Source organism: Methanohalophilus halophilus (assembly GCF_001889405.1).
Classification (GTDB): domain Archaea; phylum Halobacteriota; class Methanosarcinia; order Methanosarcinales; family Methanosarcinaceae; genus Methanohalophilus; species Methanohalophilus halophilus.
The window spans coordinates 106398-123267 of the sequence record NZ_CP017921.1 but is presented as its reverse complement, the minus strand read 5'-3'; the positions used below and the strand labels follow the sequence as shown (position 1 = coordinate 123267).

The window sequence follows — 16870 nt, the reverse complement described above, 5'->3', positions numbered from 1 at the left end:
CTCCGTCTTTGTGTTTATGTATTAGATCGTTGTTTCAGATGAAGTCCTGGAATGTTTTCTGTTGTTTTTTATTTTCCAATGTTTCCGGCTCTACATAACCATTGCTGTCAGTTTCCCTGCCCAGATATGAAAGGATTTTTTGTGCTATCTTTGGCCCGACGATCCCTGCCAGTTGCTTTTCATTTGCTTTTGCAAGTTTCTGGCGGCTGAGATATCCTTTCTTGAAAAGTTTGCGTGCTCTTGCTCTGCCTACATTGGGAATTTCCACCAATTCCATTAGTTCACTGCCTGCGCCATAATGTATCCTTTTTTCGAGTTTTGCACATTCGGTTTCAAGTTGTGGATTTATTCTGGATGCAATTCTTGAAGTGGCATGCATAAGCCACTCGGCAATATCAGAGCTGGCATAAACGTCGCCTTCTCCGACCTGATAGTTCTCAACAATTTTTTCCAGGCTTTTCTCATTGATCCATTCCTGGAGTAACAAAGCGGTTTTGACCTCTGAAAGAAACCATTCATATTCTATCTGTTTGAAAGGACTGGGCACTTCAATAAAATCTTCGGTATGATTCATCACATAATCATTTATTATTTCATAATCCCTGTTGCGCAAGTAAAGCAGGCGCATATCCGGTGTGCTGCAAATCAGTTGTAACAAAGTCATATCTGTGACATGTGTGGTTTTTTCCAGTCCCCGGATGATTTTTGAAGCCGAGAGGGGATCGATATATAGTGAGGATATCATTTTTCCCAGTGCTGTTGCCCGGATGACCTCATTGTCCTGTTCAAGCATTCCCTCATTTTTGAGGAACGTTATGCAATCATCCAGCAGTTCTTCGAAATTCCAGCTCTGTTGTTGTTGGGCAAAAAAGGTTGAACCCAAAAAGGTAAGTATCTCTTTGTGGCAATTTGCAAAACCACTTGCAATAGTTGAAAGGATATGGGTTCGCAGTGCATTCTCGGTACCCAGTTTGGACCAGATATCTTCTGCAGAAGCATTAATATATCTCTCCAAAACATCGGTTAGTTCTTCATATGTTTTCACTATGACTACAGCTTCTCCGTAAGGGTCCAGATGTGGCCTGCCTGCCCTGCCGGCCATCTGTTTGTAGTCAAGCACAGGAATGGGTTGCATTCCTGCATTGGGATCATAGCGTTTGTAGCTGCGGATGACCACACGTCGGGCAGGCAGGTTCAATCCGGCTGCAAGTGTTGGTGTGCTGCAGATCATCTTTATTAAATTGTTCCGGAATGCATCTTCTACTATCCTGCGATGGGCAGAATTCAGTCCCGCATGATGAAAAGCAACCCCTTTTTTTATGCAGTAGGCAAGAGTTTCAGTAAGTTTTGTCTCCCCGTTTTCCAGAACCTCTTTTGCAATTTCTTCCAGTTCATTGCGATTTTGCCTGTCGAGAAGTTCTCCTGCAACAGGAGCACACTTCTTTGCAAATCCGACACAATTTCTACGACTGCTGTCAAAAACAAGACATTGTCCTCCCTCGATAACAGTATCCAGGACAAGGTTTACAGAATCTTCCTTGTGGCGTCTTTCGATAAACTTCTGCTCTTCATCGAAATTGATGGCATCCCCGAAAAAAATCCCCTCATGTAAGTCCGTGGGTCTCCACTCGCTCAATACTAGTTTTGCTTCCAGCCACTGTGCAATTTCCATCGCATTACCAACTGTAGCTGAAAGAGCAACAACCTGTGCCTCCGGATTGAGTCTTTTGAGTTTTGCCAGGGTTACTTCCAGTGTGGGTCCCCTGTTTGCCGAATCCAGCAGATGGACCTCATCAACGATCACAGCAGTGATATCTTTCATCCATGGTGTGGAATTACGCAAAAGGGAATCCGTTTTCTCGGAGGTAGCCACGATTATGTCATTAGAACCGAGCCATTCATCCCTTGAATCAAAATCCCCGGTTGATATGGCTGTCTTTATACCCAGACTTTCGAATCGCTTAAAATCCCTGAATTTTTCAGAAGCCAGTGCGCGCAGTGGTACAATATAAAGTGCCTTACCTCCCTTTTTGATAGCCTTTAACATCGCCATCTCTGCAAGTAAGGTCTTCCCTGATGCTGTGGGGATTGCTGCAAGTAGGTTTTCTCCTTGCAGAAGTCCTTTTTCTACAGCATCTGTTTGGGGCGGATAGAGTTCTTCTATACCGGCCTGAAGATATAGGTTAATGGCTTCTGAAGGTAGGTCCAGTTCTTCTATTTTCATGAAATTTCACATCTAAAGGTGAGTTTGGATATCACTTTTGCTGTTGAAAGGTACAAATACAATTAATAGCATTTATTATTAAAGGGGAATTGTGGGTTGAAAATAGCTATTATGTCACAAAGTAGAAATTTATATTCAACACGTCGGCTTGTGGAAGAGGCAAAAATCAAAGGCCATTCTGCAATGGTTGTCAATACTCTTCGTTGTTATATGAATATTACATCTTCAAAGCCTTCCATCCACTATAAGGGTAAGGATCTTGATAATTTTGATGCTGTTATACCGCGTATAGCTGCCTCCATTACATTTTACGGCACTGCGGTTTTACGCCAATTTGAGATGATGGGCGTATTTCCAGTAAATGAATCAGTATCCATTTCTAGGTCCCGGGATAAACTACGCTCCTTGCAGATTCTTTCCAGAAAAGGATTGGGTATGCCTATCACAGGGTTTGCTCGATCACCCGATGATATCGATGATGTCATTAGAATGATTGGAGGTCCTCCATTGGTGGTGAAATTACTTGAAGGTACCCAGGGAATAGGTGTAATTCTTGCCGAAACAAGGAGTGCTTCTGAAAGTTTGATTGATGCCTTTTTAGGAATGGAAGTCAATATAATGGTGCAGGAATATATCAAAGAGGCAGAGGGATCGGATATCCGTTGTTTTGTGATTGGAAATAAAGTTGTGGCTGCCATGAAAAGACAGGCAAAAGAGGGAGAATTCCGCTCCAATCTCCATCGTGGGGGAACTGCTTGTTCTGTAAAAATTACTCCGGCGGAAAGGAAAACTGCTGTTGAAGCAGCAAAAACTCTAGGACTGAATGTGGCGGGAGTTGATATGCTTAGATCTTCAAGGGGTCCCCTTGTAATGGAGGTAAATTCTTCCCCCGGACTTGAAGGAATCGAAAAGGCATCCGGAAAAAATGTTGCTTCCATGATAATTGATTTTATCGAAGAAAATGCCAGGCCTTATCGTACAGGTACCAAAGGTTCAAAACAATAAGGATTCTGTTGTATGTAATGTGAAATGATATATTGAGTTCATATGGATGACGAGATGAATAAAAGAGAATCTTGCTATTTCTGTATGATCATGTGGGTAACAATATAATTACTGTGTATTTGCAAAAAATTGGATTAATAAGCAACACGATGTTGCCCTTTGTTAAAGGAGACCTACCATTATTTTTATGGAAAACCTTGCAGATTATTTTGGAAGCAGCTCTTTTAAGAACACAACAATGGATAAAGATTAAATTATAAGCACTATTATTTATTGGATGTTTTAGTAAGAGTAAATATGGTAGGTCCAATGGCAAACACATCAGATGTACTTTCTGACATTTCGTGGCATTTCTGGAATTCCTGGCATGCACTGGATGTTCTATTCGTAATTTTCATTATTGTACTTACGTTTGTTGCATCAAAATTAGTTGACAGGCTAATTCATCATCAATTTGAAATGGCCAGCCGTAAAATGGCTGTAGATGAAACTGCTTATCGAATTATCAGGCATACATCCGTAGCCCTTGTTTATGTATTTGGCTTAGTTCTGATAATTATGCGTTTTCCGACGCTTCAAAACCTTTCTTTTGCTATCTTTGCAGGTGCAGGGTTTTTGGGTATAGTCGTTGGTCTTGCTGCCCAGAGCACAATGTCAAATATTATTTCAGGTGTATCCCTTGCTATATTTCGTCCCTTCAGGGTAGGAGATCGTGTTAATATCAGGGATGATTACGGCAAGATTACAGACATCACTTTGCGTCATACTGTCGTTAAAACGTGGGATAACCGCAGGCTTATCATACCAAACCATGTAATCAGTGATGAAGCGATCATAAATTGGACTATAGAAGACCCAACGGTATGCTGGCCTATTGATATCGGTATAAGTTATGATTCAGATATTGATCTGGCCCGTAAGATAATGGTCGACGAAGGGCGCAAAAATAAAAATACGATGTCTTTCTCTGAACTTCGTAAATATGATGAAAAGTTCAGTGATGATGATGTTCTTGTCCTTTTAACTGGACTCGGGGACTTTTCAGTTAATCTAAAATTGTTTGTTTGGGTACGGGACAGAAGTTTTGCTTATGGTACAGGATGTGAGATTAGGGAAGCCATCAAGAAACGTTTCGATAAAGAAGGAATCGAGATTCCGTTCCCATACAGGACACTTGTGTACAAAAAAGACCTGGTTGCAGAACACGAAAACAGTTATGTTGGGATAAAAGAAGGAAAAGAGGATTTTTAATATCCTCTTCTTTTTTATTCGTTTCCAAGTTCTCCGTTGAAATACTTATCATAGGAACTCATATCAAAATGACCATGGCCACTCAGATTGAACAGGATTGTCTTTTCTTCCCCTGTTTCCTTGCACTTCATTGCCTCGTCGATAGCACATTTGATTGCATGGGATGATTCAGGAGCTGGGGCAAATCCTTCTGTTCGGGCAAAAGTAACACCTGCTTCGAATACTTCGATCTGGTGGTAGTTTGTGGCTTCCAGGAGCCCTTCATTGGCAAGCTGACTGATTATTGGTGAACAACCGTGATAACGCAGTCCACCGGCATGGATTGCAGGCGGTATGAAATCGTATCCCAGAGTATGCATTTTCAATAATGGTGTCATTTTGGCAGTATCACCGTAATCATACCTGAATTCCCCGGCGCTTAAGGTAGGGCATGCGGATGGTTCTACACCGATTACTCTCAGGTCATTGCCATCCATTTTATCTTTGATGAATGGAAGTCCGATTCCTGCAAGGTTACTACCGCCGCCACAGCAACCTATAACGACATCCGGGTAATCCTCGGCCATTTTCATCTGTTCCTGGGTTTCCAGTCCTATTATTGTCTGGTGATGCATCACATGGTTTAGCACACTTCCCAATGCATACCGGGTATTGTCATTGAGAGCAGCATCTTCCACAGCTTCACTGATGGCTATACCCAGACTTCCGCTTGTATCAGGGAAATCTTCCTGGATCTTCCTGCCAAACTGGGTCTCATTGCTCGGGGATGGAATTACATTTGCTCCCCAGAGGTTGATCAGGGATTTCCTGTAAGGTTTCTGGTAGAAACTTGATTGTACCATGTATACCTTACATTCAATATCAAAATAGTTGCATGCAAGAGAAAGAGCGCTTCCCCACTGTCCTGCTCCCGTTTCAGTAGTAATCCTTTCGGTTCCCTCTTTCATGTTGTAGTAGGCCTGGGCAATTGAGGTGTTAGGTTTGTGGCTGCCAGCAGGGCTCACACCTTCGTGTTTGTAGTAGATTTTTGCAGGTGTGTCGAGTTCCTTTTCAAGTCTTGAGGCACGGTAAAGGGGTGATGGTCTCCAGAGCTTATAGATATCTTTTATTTCATCAGGGATGTCTATGTAACGCTTATCAGACATTTCCTGTTTGATAAGTTCCTTGGCAAAAAGAGGTTCGAGTTCCTCCGGTTTGATTGGTTCATTTGTTGCAGGATTCAATGGAGGATCAAGGGGGGTGGGCATGTCAGGTAAAATATTATACCATTTCTTTGGCATATCATTTTCATCGAGTATATATTTTGTATATTCCATGATAAGTCCCTCATGTTTAATGTACACTTTAGTACTATTTTGTACGGACAGTTGTTTATTTAAGACTATCGGATAATCATACCAGAAAAGGTTGCAAAAGAAAAGATATATTTGTGAATTTTTAGGGTTTGCAACCCAGTTCCACTCTTTCTTCTGGTGAGAGGGATAAATAAAAATCGATTATTTCAAGATCATTGTAGTGTTTGCTATGCAACACTTCAAAAAAACGGTCAAGTTTTTGAATAGTTTCCTTATGCATGGGCTTTAAAGATAGGAATTCCTTTGATTCTTTTTCCAAACCCACTTTAGCAAGCTTGTCTGCCAGTACTTTCACTGTTTCTCGATCCTGTTTCAAAAATTGTTGCCTTATGTAATCTATGTCATCCCTTGCATCATCAATTCTCTCTTTGTTTTCCCTGAATTCTTTTGCAGTTATATCATCATAAAGATGCATGTACCTTTGATGCAATTTTGCACTTTTTTCCATGTACCAGTACCAGAAGCCATTGTCCATATCAGGATTACTTTCCCTTGTACCATGGCTACTTCTTTCCTTTGCCTTTTTGACCAGCCATTCCCTTCTCCATTTATTGAATTCTGAATCGGGATTCTGGCTGGCCTCGGGGGCTTCGTTTGGACTATCCCCACTCTTCATTAGCTCATACCACCACGTCTGCTATAAAGATAGAGAAGCACAACAGATAGCCTGAACTATAGCTATTAATGTAAGCTTTCTTGTTGTACCACCTGCTATACCACTAGCAAGTTTAAATTATATTTATTCTTATTTAACGTTATCCACATCGTTTTGTATAGTAATCATTAGTATGAGGAAGTATGTTTTAAGATTTTAATTTCTAAAGATTATTATGCGTGGAATACTTGTAACAATATGTGATAATTATACATATTCACAAAATCATTAGTGATCACAATGAATCCGGAAAATCAACTTTCTATGGAAGAAGAGAAATTATTGGGCCAACTTGTAAGTGGCGATCTTTCAATGCATCGTTTGGACAAACATGTCGAAAAAGATAGGGCTGTGCTCCTTCGCAGAATGGCTCTGGAAAGAATTAGAGATATACAATTGGAACATATTGGTAGTTTCAGTATAAATGCAAATGAAGCAGGTAAGCGCAATATTGAAAATATGATTGGAGCGGTACAGGTTCCTCTGGGAATTGCAGGTCCCGTTAAAATAAGAGGAGAATTTGCGCAAGGGGACTATTATCTTCCTCTTGCCACGACAGAAGGGGCTCTGGTTGCTAGTGTGAATCGTGGTTGTTCAGCGATTTCTGTTTCAGGTGGCACTGTAGTGAGGGTCTTCAATGAAGTGATGACCAGGGCGCCTGTGTTCAGGATGAATGATATTAATCACGCAAAAGAATTTGTTGACTGGATAAAAGACGGGGACGTTTTTGGACAACTTCAAAATAAAGCTTCTGAAACAACACGATTTGGTAAACTTACCGGTGTTGAACCATATGTCCTGGGTAACAATGTTTATCTGCGTTTTGAATTTGACACCAAGGATGCTATGGGAATGAATATGGTAACGATTGCTACCCAGGCGATTGTGGACCTGATTAGTGATGAGTTTGGTGTGTATCCGGTGTCGCTCTCCGGAAACATGTGCTCCGACAAAAAACCCGCAGCTATCAATAACATCAAGGGCCGGGGTAAAACTGTGGTTGTTGAAGTTGAGTTAACTGCTGAAATTGTAGAAAAGAAATTAAAGACCACTCCGCAAGCAATGGAAGAGGTGAATTACAGGAAAAATCTTCTGGGTTCAGCACGTGCCCAGTCCCTGGGATTCAATGCCCATGCGGCCAATATTATCGCTGCCATGTATATTGCCTGTGGCCAGGATCCTGCTCATGTTGTTGAGGGTAGCAGTGCGATAACTACAATGGATGTCACAAAATATGGCTCCCTTTATTGTACCGTGACCCTGCCGGCATTACAACTGGGTACTGTAGGTGGAGGTACTAAAATAGGTACGCAGGCAGAATGCCTGGGTTTGCTGGGAGTTGCCGGGGGAAGTGATGTGCCCGGTGCCAATTCAAAAAAACTGGCTGAAATAATAGCATCAGCGGTACTTGCAGGAGAAATCTCTCTTGTAGGTGCACAGGCAGCCGGTCATCTGGCACGTGCCCATGCTGAACTGGGAAGATAATCAGGATCTCTGGGAGTGGTATATCTCCCCAATCCTTTCCAGGCTCTCTGCTTCTTCAGGGGATTTATCATCTCTCACATTAACAAGCCTGGGAAAACGCAGGGCATATCCGGATTCATAATTGGGACTCTTTTGTATCTCTTCAAAAGCAATCTCAAAGACAATTTCGGGTTTTAATTCTATTTTTCTGCCCGATTCATAAACAATCAAATCAGAAAAAAGAGTGGTAAGTTCTGCCAGTTTTTCGTCTGTAATCCCGGTGGCAACCTTACCAATAGCAGGGAATTTCCCTGTGTCCGGATCATAACAACCAAGTGCATAGGAACCAATCAGGTTTGCCCGCCGTCCATATCCCCACTCAGCACCGATAACTACAAGGTCCAGGGTTTCCATGAGTGGTTTTTTCTTGAGCCAATTCTTGCCCCTTTTACCAGGGGAATAAGGTGCATCGGGCTTTTTAATCATTATTCCTTCATGCCCTCCCCTGAGGGCATCTGCATAGATTTCCTCTATTTCTTCCTCATTATCGGTAATTACCTGCCTGTCTACAAGTATCATGTCACTGCCCTGGACATTCTGGAACAATAACTCTCTTCTTTTCCTGAGAGGGTTGTCTATCAGGCTTTCCCCGTTAAGGTAGAGCACGTCAAAGAGGTTTAGTTTGAGAGGGATTGCTTTTGCAATTGCTTCAACGTCATATTTTCTTCTGAACCGCTTAAGTATGTCCTGGAATGCCCGGGGTTTGCCATCCTCTCCAATTGCCACTGCTTCTCCTTCTAGAATGGCCGTGTCTGCATTCACATTTTCCTGCACTGCTTTTACTACATCGGGCAGGGAGGATGTTACATTCTCAAGCCTGCGGGAGAATATATGTATGTTATCTCCTTCTTTATGTATCTGCACCCTTGCCCCGTCAAACTTCCATTCTACAGCAACTTCTCCGAGGTCATTCAGGGCTGACTGGATACTGGGTGTTACCTGTGCCAGCATCATTTTTACCGGGCGATTCAGCTGGATGTCAAGTTTCTGTACTTCTTCATTGCCACCATTGCAGGCTGCAACGGCAACAAGTCCCAGGTCGTTTGTCAGCATGAATGCCCGCTCGACTGCGGCTACATCAGTTTCAAAAGCTTTGGATATCGCGTCCCTGACGATTCCTTCTCCCACACCAATACGTAGCTGTTCGATAGCAAGCCGGGCCAGATAACGTGCCTCTATAGGGGTTGCCGAATTGAAAAGGTACTGTAGATTTTTTATTTTGGTACCTTGGGAACGTTTCCCTGTAGTATCTGCAATATGGGTGAACCTTTCATAAACTTCTTTGATCTCCATGCCGGGTCTTTCTTCAATAAATGCTGAGAATGTGGACTGTCCGGCAGGATTGGAGGACAGGGCCTGTACTGCTGTTTCCCCTATATCCCCGGTTTTACGGATGATATTTTCTATTTCCTCCTCTGAAACCCCTGATGATTTTGACAGGGCGGTATATAGGAGCCTGTTCCCGACACCCATCTGCCTGTCACTCCAGGCAGGAAAAACCGAACCCATTATAAAATGGGTCACAACAGGAAGTTCTTCAATTGTGACCTTTTTTAGGAGTTTTGCAATCACATCGGTCATTTCCAGTGAACCTGGGATCTGTTCGATACTTGCACATGTATTTGCAAAATATTCAAAAGAGGTCACTTATGAACACCTGTTTTCAATCTTCCCTGTAAATGGATATAAGGTCACTCAGGATTGCACTTGCGGTCTCGATAGAACCTGCACCTCTGCCAGTTGAGGTGACTGTGCCTGCAAGATCGGTCTGCACCGATACAACGTTGAGGGTTCCCCCAACAGCAAGTGGATGGCTTTCCGGAACAAGACGTGGTGAAGTTTGGATAAATCCGTCCTTCACTTCTCCGATTTGCTTGATAACATATCCTTCGGATTGAGCCAGGGAGAGAGCTTCGGGGGTAATGCTGGTAATACCCTTTACATCCACGTCATGGTATGTTGCTTTCATTCCGAATACATAGTTTGCAAGAATTACAAGTTTACAGGCAGCATCGATTCCTTCCACATCATACGTTGGATCGGTTTCAGCAATGCCGAGCTCCTGGGATTCTGCAAGCATCTGTTCATATGATGCGTGCTCTTCCATCATCCTTGTTAAGATGTAATTACAGGTTCCATTCAGGATTCCTTCAATACTGATAATTGAGTTGCCGGCAAGGGTATCACGTATCAGGTTTATTGCTGGCATGGCACCCCCGACAGTTGCTTCAAACCTGAATTTAGCATTGTTTTTTTGGGCAACTTCTGCAAGTTCCCCGTATTTGAGGGCCAGGGGACCTTTGTTGGATGTGACCACATCCATTCTCTTTCCAAAAGCTGTCAACATGTTGTCCAGGCCCACTCCTCCGGTTTCAATGTCGGTAGGGGTGGTTTCAATGACAACTTCATGTTCTACATTCCTGATAACTTCCAGGCCGCTAAGTGTTTCTGTTCCCACCTGGCCATTTTCCTTTTTACTCTTGAGAACCTTTTCAAGATCAAGGCCTTTTTCATCGATAGCAGCACTTCTGGAATCGGCCACAGCAACAACTTTCAGGTCAAAACCCTTTTTTTGAATCTCCTCTTTTTTCTGGAGGAATACCTGAGCTACTCCCTGTCCTACAGAACCAAAACCGATTATTGATGCACGAATAATTTTCATATGTATAACTCCTCACGAAAATTCTGCCCTTATGGGCTCAACAACAAGCAGGTCTTTTTTCTCTGCAACATCTTTGAGTATGCTAATTGCGTCATGCAGTTCCTTTATCCCAACAGCACAGATCTTCAGGGAAGCAGATGAAGTGGTGTTTATGTGGGGCATGGAAAGGGAAATATCCACAACTTCTGCGTATCCGGTCCTGTCAATGCGGTCGATAGTATCCTGGATATCGGTATGGACAATGTGGCCTATCAGGATGACTGCTCCTTCTTCGATCAATCTTTTTTCATCTACTCTGCTGATTCCGATACCATTTTCTTTCAGTTTTTCTATAATTGCATCGAGATTATCAGGTTCGGCTTCAAAAACGAGCTGTACTGGAATGGTGCCTCTAGGTGTCCTTTCTTCATGGTGATGGACAATTGATTTCAGGTTCCCGCGTAATTCTGATATGGGTGTCAGAGCGCAAAGGAGCTGACCTGGTGTGTCTTTCAGTTCTATATCCATTGAAACTCTCATAGGTAACCTCCGTTTGGTATAATTCGGATTATCTGTTTTTCTATTCCTAACGGGTAATAGACAATTATAGGTTTTGGTGGGCGGGAACTTTTTAATTTTTCAATATCAGTATGTTTCCTCTTCCCTTTTTGAACTTGTCAATGAGTCCTCTTCTCTGCAGATCTGCGATCATCAGGCTTGCTTTTGCCTCTGAACAATTAAGTTTCTGCCTGAGGTCTTTCTGGGTGATTCTTCCTCCGGCTTTTTTTATTATTGTTAGGATTTCTTTCAGGTCTGCGGGCACTTCCTCTTCTTTTTTGTCCTTCTCTGCTGGCTTTATTTCTTGAGGAATTTCATTTGCTGGTGCCACCTCAGGGGTCTGTTCAGCATCGGGGATATCCGGAATGGTTGTAACAGGGTTTTGATTATATTCTTCCCTGTTGTGCCGGTAAAAATAAACTGCAATAATAAGTAGTGGAATTATGAATATTAAGAGGTAGGAGGAGTTATCCTTATCATCAGATGTTTCTTCAACTATCCTTGTACCTTCTTCTACAGATTCTGTCAAATTGTTTAGTTCAGTATCGTTGAGATCACCAATGTTTTCTTCATATGCCGGATAAAGGAGGATGTCGATTACGTAATCTCCTTGCCTTTTAATTGTAATTTCTTCTTCGGAGTAAGCTGTAAGTGTACCGTTTTCATACCCTCTGGCTATTATGAGGTATGAACCAGACTCCAGTGTGAATGCATATATTCCATTGCTGGCCACAACTGTTTGTGCAGGAGTAGTATTGATCTCGAGTATAACATTTTCCTGTGGTTCTAAAGTGTACCAGTTATACAGTGAGCCGTGAACGGTTGCAGTTTCTTCAGCGGCTGCACAGTTACCCAACATCAGTGTGCACAGAAGAATAATTGTGGCTATTCGAAGTTGTTTATTACTCACGTCCCTAGTTTAATACAGTATTGCATATATTGTTTATTGAAAATATGATTTTTCATTTTTTGATTTTTTTTGTTTTTTAAGCCGGTTTATTGGCTTTAATTGAGATTTAAGCCAGATTTAAACCTTATTTATGAAAATCAAACCACTATAAAGTTTTAAAATGCTTTATTTTTCTTTAAAATTGTCTTTTTTGAAAGTATATTTATATTCTAATCTGTATAATATGCAATTGATAACGATGCTAAATACAAGGAGGATTGGAATGGATTTCAGAAAGATATTGACTTTTGTTATGGTCATTGCAATGTGTGTAAGTATGTTTACAGCCGTTGCAGTTGCAAAGCCAGATAATAGAATGAATATGGACCGGGGAAACATGACCCCTAACAATACTTCCGTCCCTGATGATGTACCGGGAAGGAATGTGGAAATGAATGCAGATCGGGGTAATATGAACCCTGGCAATACTCCAAACCCTGAAGCTTCTGCTCGTGACATGGCCCCCGGGCAGAGGGAGCGGATGAAGAATAATTATGAGAATTCCAGACAACACCTTCTGAATGTTAAGGACAGGGTCCAAAAAGGACAAATAGCCGCTAATTCCGAAGACGTATTCAATGTATCCAGTGTTTATCTCAATGATACAATAAATTACATGGTCACCCGCCTGTCCGATACAAAGGAAGATTTCGAGGATAAAGGTGTACCAGAGGATTCCATAGAAAGCATCGATGAATACATCGGTCAACTTGAAGATCAGCAGGAAAAACTCGAAGATGCTCAAGACCGGAAAGAGCTTGCAGAAATTGCACGGGATGTGCGTAAGATCTGGCATGACGCTTCAAAGGACCTGTATAAATTCAGGTCTCTCAATGTCCTGAATGGTGTTGGAAATTATATTGATAGGGCCGACTCCATTTCCGAGCGTCTTGAGTCCGAAATTGAGCGTCTCAATGAAAGTGGAGTGAATACAACCGAAGTCGAACTAATGCTTGAGAGCTATAATACGCTGATAGAAAATGCATCAGAATACCGTGAAATGGCTCTGGATGCAGAACAAGGCAGCAGTGAATCCCTCGCCTACATGCAACAGTCAGTGAATGCTACGCGTCAGGCCAATGATGTGCTCCGTGACATCCTGGAATTCCTGAAGGATCACAGGCAGGGTTTTGCTAATCTTTCAGAAGACACAAATGTCAGTGCACAAGGCAATGGTACAGCTGTGCTGTCAGGTAATTTCGATATAAGTCTCTCCGCAACAGATGCAAAACTTGTTGTGAAGGATCTTGCAGGTGATTCAACCATAGAGATGAATGGGGAATATGAACGGATCACTCCCGAAGAATCCATGGGACGTGGTACTCCTGCAGCAGTATATCTTGACTTCACGGGAGATGCTCATGTCAATGGCAGCCGTCTTACTATGATGGTTTCAGGAGAGAACATCTCCATTGATGCAGAGGGTACAGGCAGTACGGTGTTCACCGGGGAAGGTACCTACACCACAGGTTCTGAAACTATGGACTGGGCCGGAACCTATTCTGCGGAGGACGGAGATTCTGATGGCGGGGAAGAAATCGAGATTGAAGTAGAAATTGAGGACGAGCAATCAGAAGTAAAAATAAAGTTCAATGAAACCGAGGATGAGTTTACCCTCAATACTACCGATATAAATGAAATCATAACCGAAATCGGTAACAGAACCTCATTGACAAATGAACAAATCGATCAATATATGGAGATCGATGAGGGCGAAGACTCAGTGAACGGTACAATGAATTACGAGGCATTGGAGGAATGAATAGCATGAAAAGGCTCATGGCTTTGTTGCTTGTCTTGATTATGTTTTCATCCCTGATGGTTTCGGGGTGTACAGACCAGAGTGATTCGGAAGTGGAAAATGAAACTGCATCCGAAGATGCTGCACAAGATCTGCTTGCACAGGAAGGTGCAGCTCTTACCGATGAGGAAATTTCATCATTGGATGCTGATCTCGCAGAACTTGAATCGATGCTTGAAGGCTTTGATAATGAATCCAATATTACTGTAGAAGAGTTGTAAGTACTTTCACATAATTGAGGAATAAAGATGAAGAAAATAATTGTATCAATATTGATAATGTTCTTGTTGAGTGGTGCAGCTTCTGCACAACCAGAATTACCTGAACCAGGGATATTGCCTGATAGTCCATTTTATGGGCCAAAGAAAGTAATTGAAGGTATCGGGGATGTTTTTGCATTTAGTGAAGAAGCCAAGGTTGAGAGGGCACTGGATCATGCAGAATTAAGGTTGGCTGAAGCCGAGGCGATGGCTGATAAAGGAAAGCCTGAATACATAAACGATCTTACCAGGGAATATGGTGAGAATATCAATAAGTCAACCGAAATTGCAGCTTCATCACCCCCTGGTGATGAAAAAGAACAATTAGCAGAACGTATTTCGAATGCAACTTCTCAACATATAAATGTACTTGATGGTGTACAGGAAAGAGTCCCAGATCAGGCAAAAGAAAAGATCGCTGATGCAAGGGAGAGGTCCATAAGAGGAAACCAGGAAGCATTAAAGGCATTGGCGCAAGAAAACCCGGAGAGATCTGCTGAAATAGCAATGGAAATTGCGGACAGTCGGTTGAAAGAGGCAAATGAATCTGCACAAGAAGGGAATGCAGAAGGAGTTGCTGAAGCATCTGAAGAGTATCAGGAATATGCACGGTTTGGACAAGAGATATCAGCTATTGCACAGGAAGCTGGTAAAGATCCCTCTAAAGCCAACGAAATTGTTGCGAAAGCAACATCAGTACACCTGAATGTTCTCGAAGATGTAAAGCAAAAAGTTCCTGAAAAGGCCAGAGCATCGATACAGGATGCAATAGAGCAATCAGAAAAGGGCAGAGAGGCTGCTACATCTGAATTGGAAGAAAGAGGATTAGCAGTTCCTGGTATATCAGAGGATACAGACAGTCCTTCAGGTGTTATTGAAGAAAGAAATAATACGAAAGCAGAGGATGGTAATGAATCGGGTATCCCTGTAGAGGATATTTGAATATCCTCTTTCTTTTTTAAGGGCCATGTATTAATAGAATGGTTTATATATTAACATATGATTAACATCAGGAGATGGTTATGCAAAACACTAAAATTTATGGAGATGAAGGTGCACAATATAATCCAGGTAATGTACTCCTTATCTTTGCTCTTGTAATCATGTTCCTGTTAGCCCTGCTTTTGGTGGGTGTTGTAGGAGTAACCTGAGTTGTCCGCAATACTTTTATAGAATTACAATTCATTCTTATATTACTAATATGAGCTTATTTTGACATAATCCGAAGTATGCTCGAGGTATATCATGAAGAACATGCTTAAAACTACAGTATTACTTGCAACACTCACGGGTCTGCTTGTAATGGTTGGTTCATACTGGGGTACAGGAGGAATGCTGGTTGCTTTTGCTTTTGCTATCCTCATGAATTTCGGTACCTACTGGTATAGTGACAAGATTGTGCTTAAAATGTACAAGGCAAAAGAAGTTACAGAAGCCGAAGCTCCACAGCTGTATCGGATAGTGCATAATCTTGCTTATAATGCCGGCCTTCCAATGCCGCGGGTTTATATTGTGGAGACATCCATGCCCAATGCTTTTGCTACAGGCAGGAATCCTGAGCATGCTGCCGTGGCAGTGACTACAGGTATTATGAATATCCTGAATTCAGAGGAGATCGAAGGTGTTCTGGCTCATGAACTTGCCCATGTCAGAAACAGGGATACACTTATCAGTGCAATAGCTGCAACAATTGCAGGTGTGATCACCCTCGTTGCCACATGGGCCCAGTGGGCAGCAATATTTGGCGGACTCGGCGGACGTGACGGTGAAGGCAATAATATCATAGGCTTTCTGGCTCTTGTAATCGTTGCTCCCCTTGCAGCTACGATTATACGTCTTGCAATTTCCCGGTCCCGTGAATTTGCAGCGGATTCAGAAGGGGCTCGTATTTCCAAAAACCCACGGGCTCTTGCAAGTGCTCTTTCTAAACTTGAGAAGGGTGCAAGCAATTACAGGCAAAGTCCCAAAGATGTGAAGGCATCTGAAAGTACGGCTCACATGTTTATCGTAAATCCGATAAGGAAAAGTACGCTTGCAAACCTTTTCCGCACACACCCTACAACAGAAGAGCGTATAAAACGCCTGGAAAATATGCATTAAAAGGTGAGGGATGCCTGTCCGGGTTCGGTCAGGTGTATCACCTTTATCCCCTCTTTTTCAAGTCTATCTGCAATATGCCTGCGATGGCAGTTGCGTGGATTCTTTTCTGCACACATAAGAGCGATCTTTGTATCGTTGTCTGATTTCCTGTTTATCTGGTATAATAGGTCTGAAAACCCTTTCCTGAAGTCTGCACTTTTCATATATTCTGTATAAGAACGCTTGCCCATCCCACCAAGCAAAGGGTAGTGACAATAGACAATTTCATTCTCTGGGAGTTTAATTTTCAGGTTTTCTGCATTGAATTCCGGACGCTGTGATTGTGGATAACTGCGTACATCCACAACTATTTTTATGGCATTGTCCAGTAATCTATTCAGGAATTCACTAAAAATGCTATTTCCATAACCAACAGTATAGCATATTCGCTGGTCTTCCATAAACACTCTATTTGATACCCCGTTTCATTAGGATTTCGATGGGTTGTTATATATGGGTCTATTCAGGTAAAGATTATATATTCATGAAATTCTATTCCCTTGCAGCT

The 16870-nt window shown here is 42.2% G+C and carries 16 protein-coding genes; 8 read left to right on the top strand and 8 right to left on the bottom strand.

Annotated elements, in window-relative coordinates; translation table 11 throughout:
- Nucleotides 1–34 precede the first annotated feature (34 nt).
- Complete coding sequence (locus tag BHR79_RS00615) at nucleotides 35–2224, bottom strand: ATP-dependent DNA helicase (protein WP_072560306.1); 2190 nt, start codon at nucleotides 2222–2224, stop codon at nucleotides 35–37.
- 96 nt (nucleotides 2225–2320) lie between these two features.
- Here BHR79_RS00615 and rimK point away from each other — a divergent pair, with 96 nt between their 5' ends.
- Both rimK and BHR79_RS00605 read left to right on the top strand, forming a co-directional pair.
- The gene (gene rimK / locus BHR79_RS00610; protein WP_072560304.1) at nucleotides 2321–3229 is read left to right on the top strand and encodes a 30S ribosomal protein S6--L-glutamate ligase; all 909 of its coding nucleotides are present in this window, start codon (nucleotides 2321–2323) and stop codon (nucleotides 3227–3229) included.
- Between the two features lie 297 nt (nucleotides 3230–3526).
- The gene (locus tag BHR79_RS00605) at nucleotides 3527–4480 is read left to right on the top strand and encodes a mechanosensitive ion channel family protein (protein ID WP_234970464.1); all 954 of its coding nucleotides are present in this window, start codon (nucleotides 3527–3529) and stop codon (nucleotides 4478–4480) included.
- Between the two features lie 14 nt (nucleotides 4481–4494).
- Here BHR79_RS00605 and BHR79_RS00600 read toward each other — a convergent pair whose 3' ends face one another.
- Complete coding sequence (locus tag BHR79_RS00600; protein ID WP_072560302.1) at nucleotides 4495–5796, bottom strand: TrpB-like pyridoxal phosphate-dependent enzyme; 1302 nt, start codon at nucleotides 5794–5796, stop codon at nucleotides 4495–4497.
- A 121-nt stretch (nucleotides 5797–5917) separates the two neighbouring features.
- Nucleotides 5918–6451: a hypothetical protein gene (locus tag BHR79_RS00595; RefSeq protein WP_072560300.1), complete on the bottom strand. Its 534-nt coding sequence runs from the start codon at nucleotides 6449–6451 to the stop codon at nucleotides 5918–5920.
- Between the two features lie 279 nt (nucleotides 6452–6730).
- Between BHR79_RS00595 and hmgA the strand changes: the two genes are divergently transcribed.
- Complete coding sequence (hmgA, locus tag BHR79_RS00590) at nucleotides 6731–7975, top strand: hydroxymethylglutaryl-CoA reductase (NADPH) (protein ID WP_072560298.1); 1245 nt, start codon at nucleotides 6731–6733, stop codon at nucleotides 7973–7975.
- Here hmgA and BHR79_RS00585 read toward each other — a convergent pair whose 3' ends face one another.
- The 4 genes from BHR79_RS00585 to BHR79_RS00570 form a co-directional block, all read right to left on the bottom strand.
- The gene (locus BHR79_RS00585) at nucleotides 7976–9661 is read right to left on the bottom strand and encodes an ATP-dependent DNA ligase (RefSeq protein WP_072560296.1); all 1686 of its coding nucleotides are present in this window, start codon (nucleotides 9659–9661) and stop codon (nucleotides 7976–7978) included.
- Nucleotides 9662–9677: 16 nt separating this feature from the next.
- Entirely contained in the window at nucleotides 9678–10676 is a 999-nt protein-coding gene (locus BHR79_RS00580; protein WP_072560294.1) for a homoserine dehydrogenase, read from the bottom strand.
- A gap of 12 nt (nucleotides 10677–10688) precedes the next feature.
- Nucleotides 10689–11195, bottom strand: a complete 507-nt coding sequence (locus BHR79_RS00575; protein ID WP_072560292.1) for an amino acid-binding protein — start codon at nucleotides 11193–11195, stop codon at nucleotides 10689–10691.
- A gap of 91 nt (nucleotides 11196–11286) precedes the next feature.
- Complete coding sequence (locus BHR79_RS00570; RefSeq protein ID WP_143743592.1) at nucleotides 11287–12123, bottom strand: helix-turn-helix transcriptional regulator; 837 nt, start codon at nucleotides 12121–12123, stop codon at nucleotides 11287–11289.
- A 262-nt stretch (nucleotides 12124–12385) separates the two neighbouring features.
- Here BHR79_RS00570 and BHR79_RS00565 point away from each other — a divergent pair, with 262 nt between their 5' ends.
- The 5 genes from BHR79_RS00565 (at nucleotide 12386) to htpX (ending at nucleotide 16323) form a co-directional block, all read left to right on the top strand.
- Nucleotides 12386–13924, top strand: a complete 1539-nt coding sequence (locus tag BHR79_RS00565; protein WP_072560289.1) for a hypothetical protein — start codon at nucleotides 12386–12388, stop codon at nucleotides 13922–13924.
- Between the two features lie 5 nt (nucleotides 13925–13929).
- Nucleotides 13930–14184, top strand: a complete 255-nt coding sequence (locus BHR79_RS00560) for a hypothetical protein (protein WP_072560287.1) — start codon at nucleotides 13930–13932, stop codon at nucleotides 14182–14184.
- A 27-nt stretch (nucleotides 14185–14211) separates the two neighbouring features.
- Entirely contained in the window at nucleotides 14212–15165 is a 954-nt protein-coding gene (locus BHR79_RS00555; protein ID WP_072560285.1) for a DUF5667 domain-containing protein, read from the top strand.
- 80 nt (nucleotides 15166–15245) lie between these two features.
- Complete coding sequence (locus tag BHR79_RS10780) at nucleotides 15246–15374, top strand: hypothetical protein (RefSeq protein WP_268766002.1); 129 nt, start codon at nucleotides 15246–15248, stop codon at nucleotides 15372–15374.
- A 94-nt stretch (nucleotides 15375–15468) separates the two neighbouring features.
- The gene (htpX, locus tag BHR79_RS00550) at nucleotides 15469–16323 is read left to right on the top strand and encodes a zinc metalloprotease HtpX (protein WP_072560283.1); all 855 of its coding nucleotides are present in this window, start codon (nucleotides 15469–15471) and stop codon (nucleotides 16321–16323) included.
- Here htpX and BHR79_RS00545 read toward each other — a convergent pair.
- A complete protein-coding gene (locus BHR79_RS00545) occupies nucleotides 16320–16763 on the bottom strand; it encodes a DUF488 domain-containing protein (protein ID WP_072560282.1) in 444 nt (147 codons plus the stop codon). The two genes, htpX and BHR79_RS00545, sit on opposite strands and share 4 nt — an antisense overlap.
- Between the last annotated feature and the right edge of the window lie 107 nt (nucleotides 16764–16870).

Coding starts and splice junctions, on each gene's coding strand:
- BHR79_RS00615 (WP_072560306.1), bottom strand. CDS start 2,224: ATGAAAATAGAAGAACTGGACCTACCTTCAGAAGCCATTAACCTATAT.
- BHR79_RS00605 (WP_234970464.1), top strand. CDS start 3,527: ATGGTAGGTCCAATGGCAAACACATCAGATGTACTTTCTGACATTTCG.
- BHR79_RS00600 (WP_072560302.1), bottom strand. CDS start 5,796: ATGGAATATACAAAATATATACTCGATGAAAATGATATGCCAAAGAAA.
- BHR79_RS00595 (WP_072560300.1), bottom strand. CDS start 6,451: ATGAAGAGTGGGGATAGTCCAAACGAAGCCCCCGAGGCCAGCCAGAAT.
- hmgA (WP_072560298.1), top strand. CDS start 6,731: ATGAATCCGGAAAATCAACTTTCTATGGAAGAAGAGAAATTATTGGGC.
- BHR79_RS00580 (WP_072560294.1), bottom strand. CDS start 10,676: ATGAAAATTATTCGTGCATCAATAATCGGTTTTGGTTCTGTAGGACAG.
- BHR79_RS00575 (WP_072560292.1), bottom strand. CDS start 11,195: ATGAGAGTTTCAATGGATATAGAACTGAAAGACACACCAGGTCAGCTC.
- BHR79_RS00565 (WP_072560289.1), top strand. CDS start 12,386: ATGGATTTCAGAAAGATATTGACTTTTGTTATGGTCATTGCAATGTGT.
- BHR79_RS00560 (WP_072560287.1), top strand. CDS start 13,930: ATGAAAAGGCTCATGGCTTTGTTGCTTGTCTTGATTATGTTTTCATCC.
- BHR79_RS00555 (WP_072560285.1), top strand. CDS start 14,212: ATGAAGAAAATAATTGTATCAATATTGATAATGTTCTTGTTGAGTGGT.
- BHR79_RS10780 (WP_268766002.1), top strand. CDS start 15,246: ATGCAAAACACTAAAATTTATGGAGATGAAGGTGCACAATATAATCCA.
- htpX (WP_072560283.1), top strand. CDS start 15,469: ATGAAGAACATGCTTAAAACTACAGTATTACTTGCAACACTCACGGGT.
- BHR79_RS00545 (WP_072560282.1), bottom strand. CDS start 16,763: ATGGAAGACCAGCGAATATGCTATACTGTTGGTTATGGAAATAGCATT.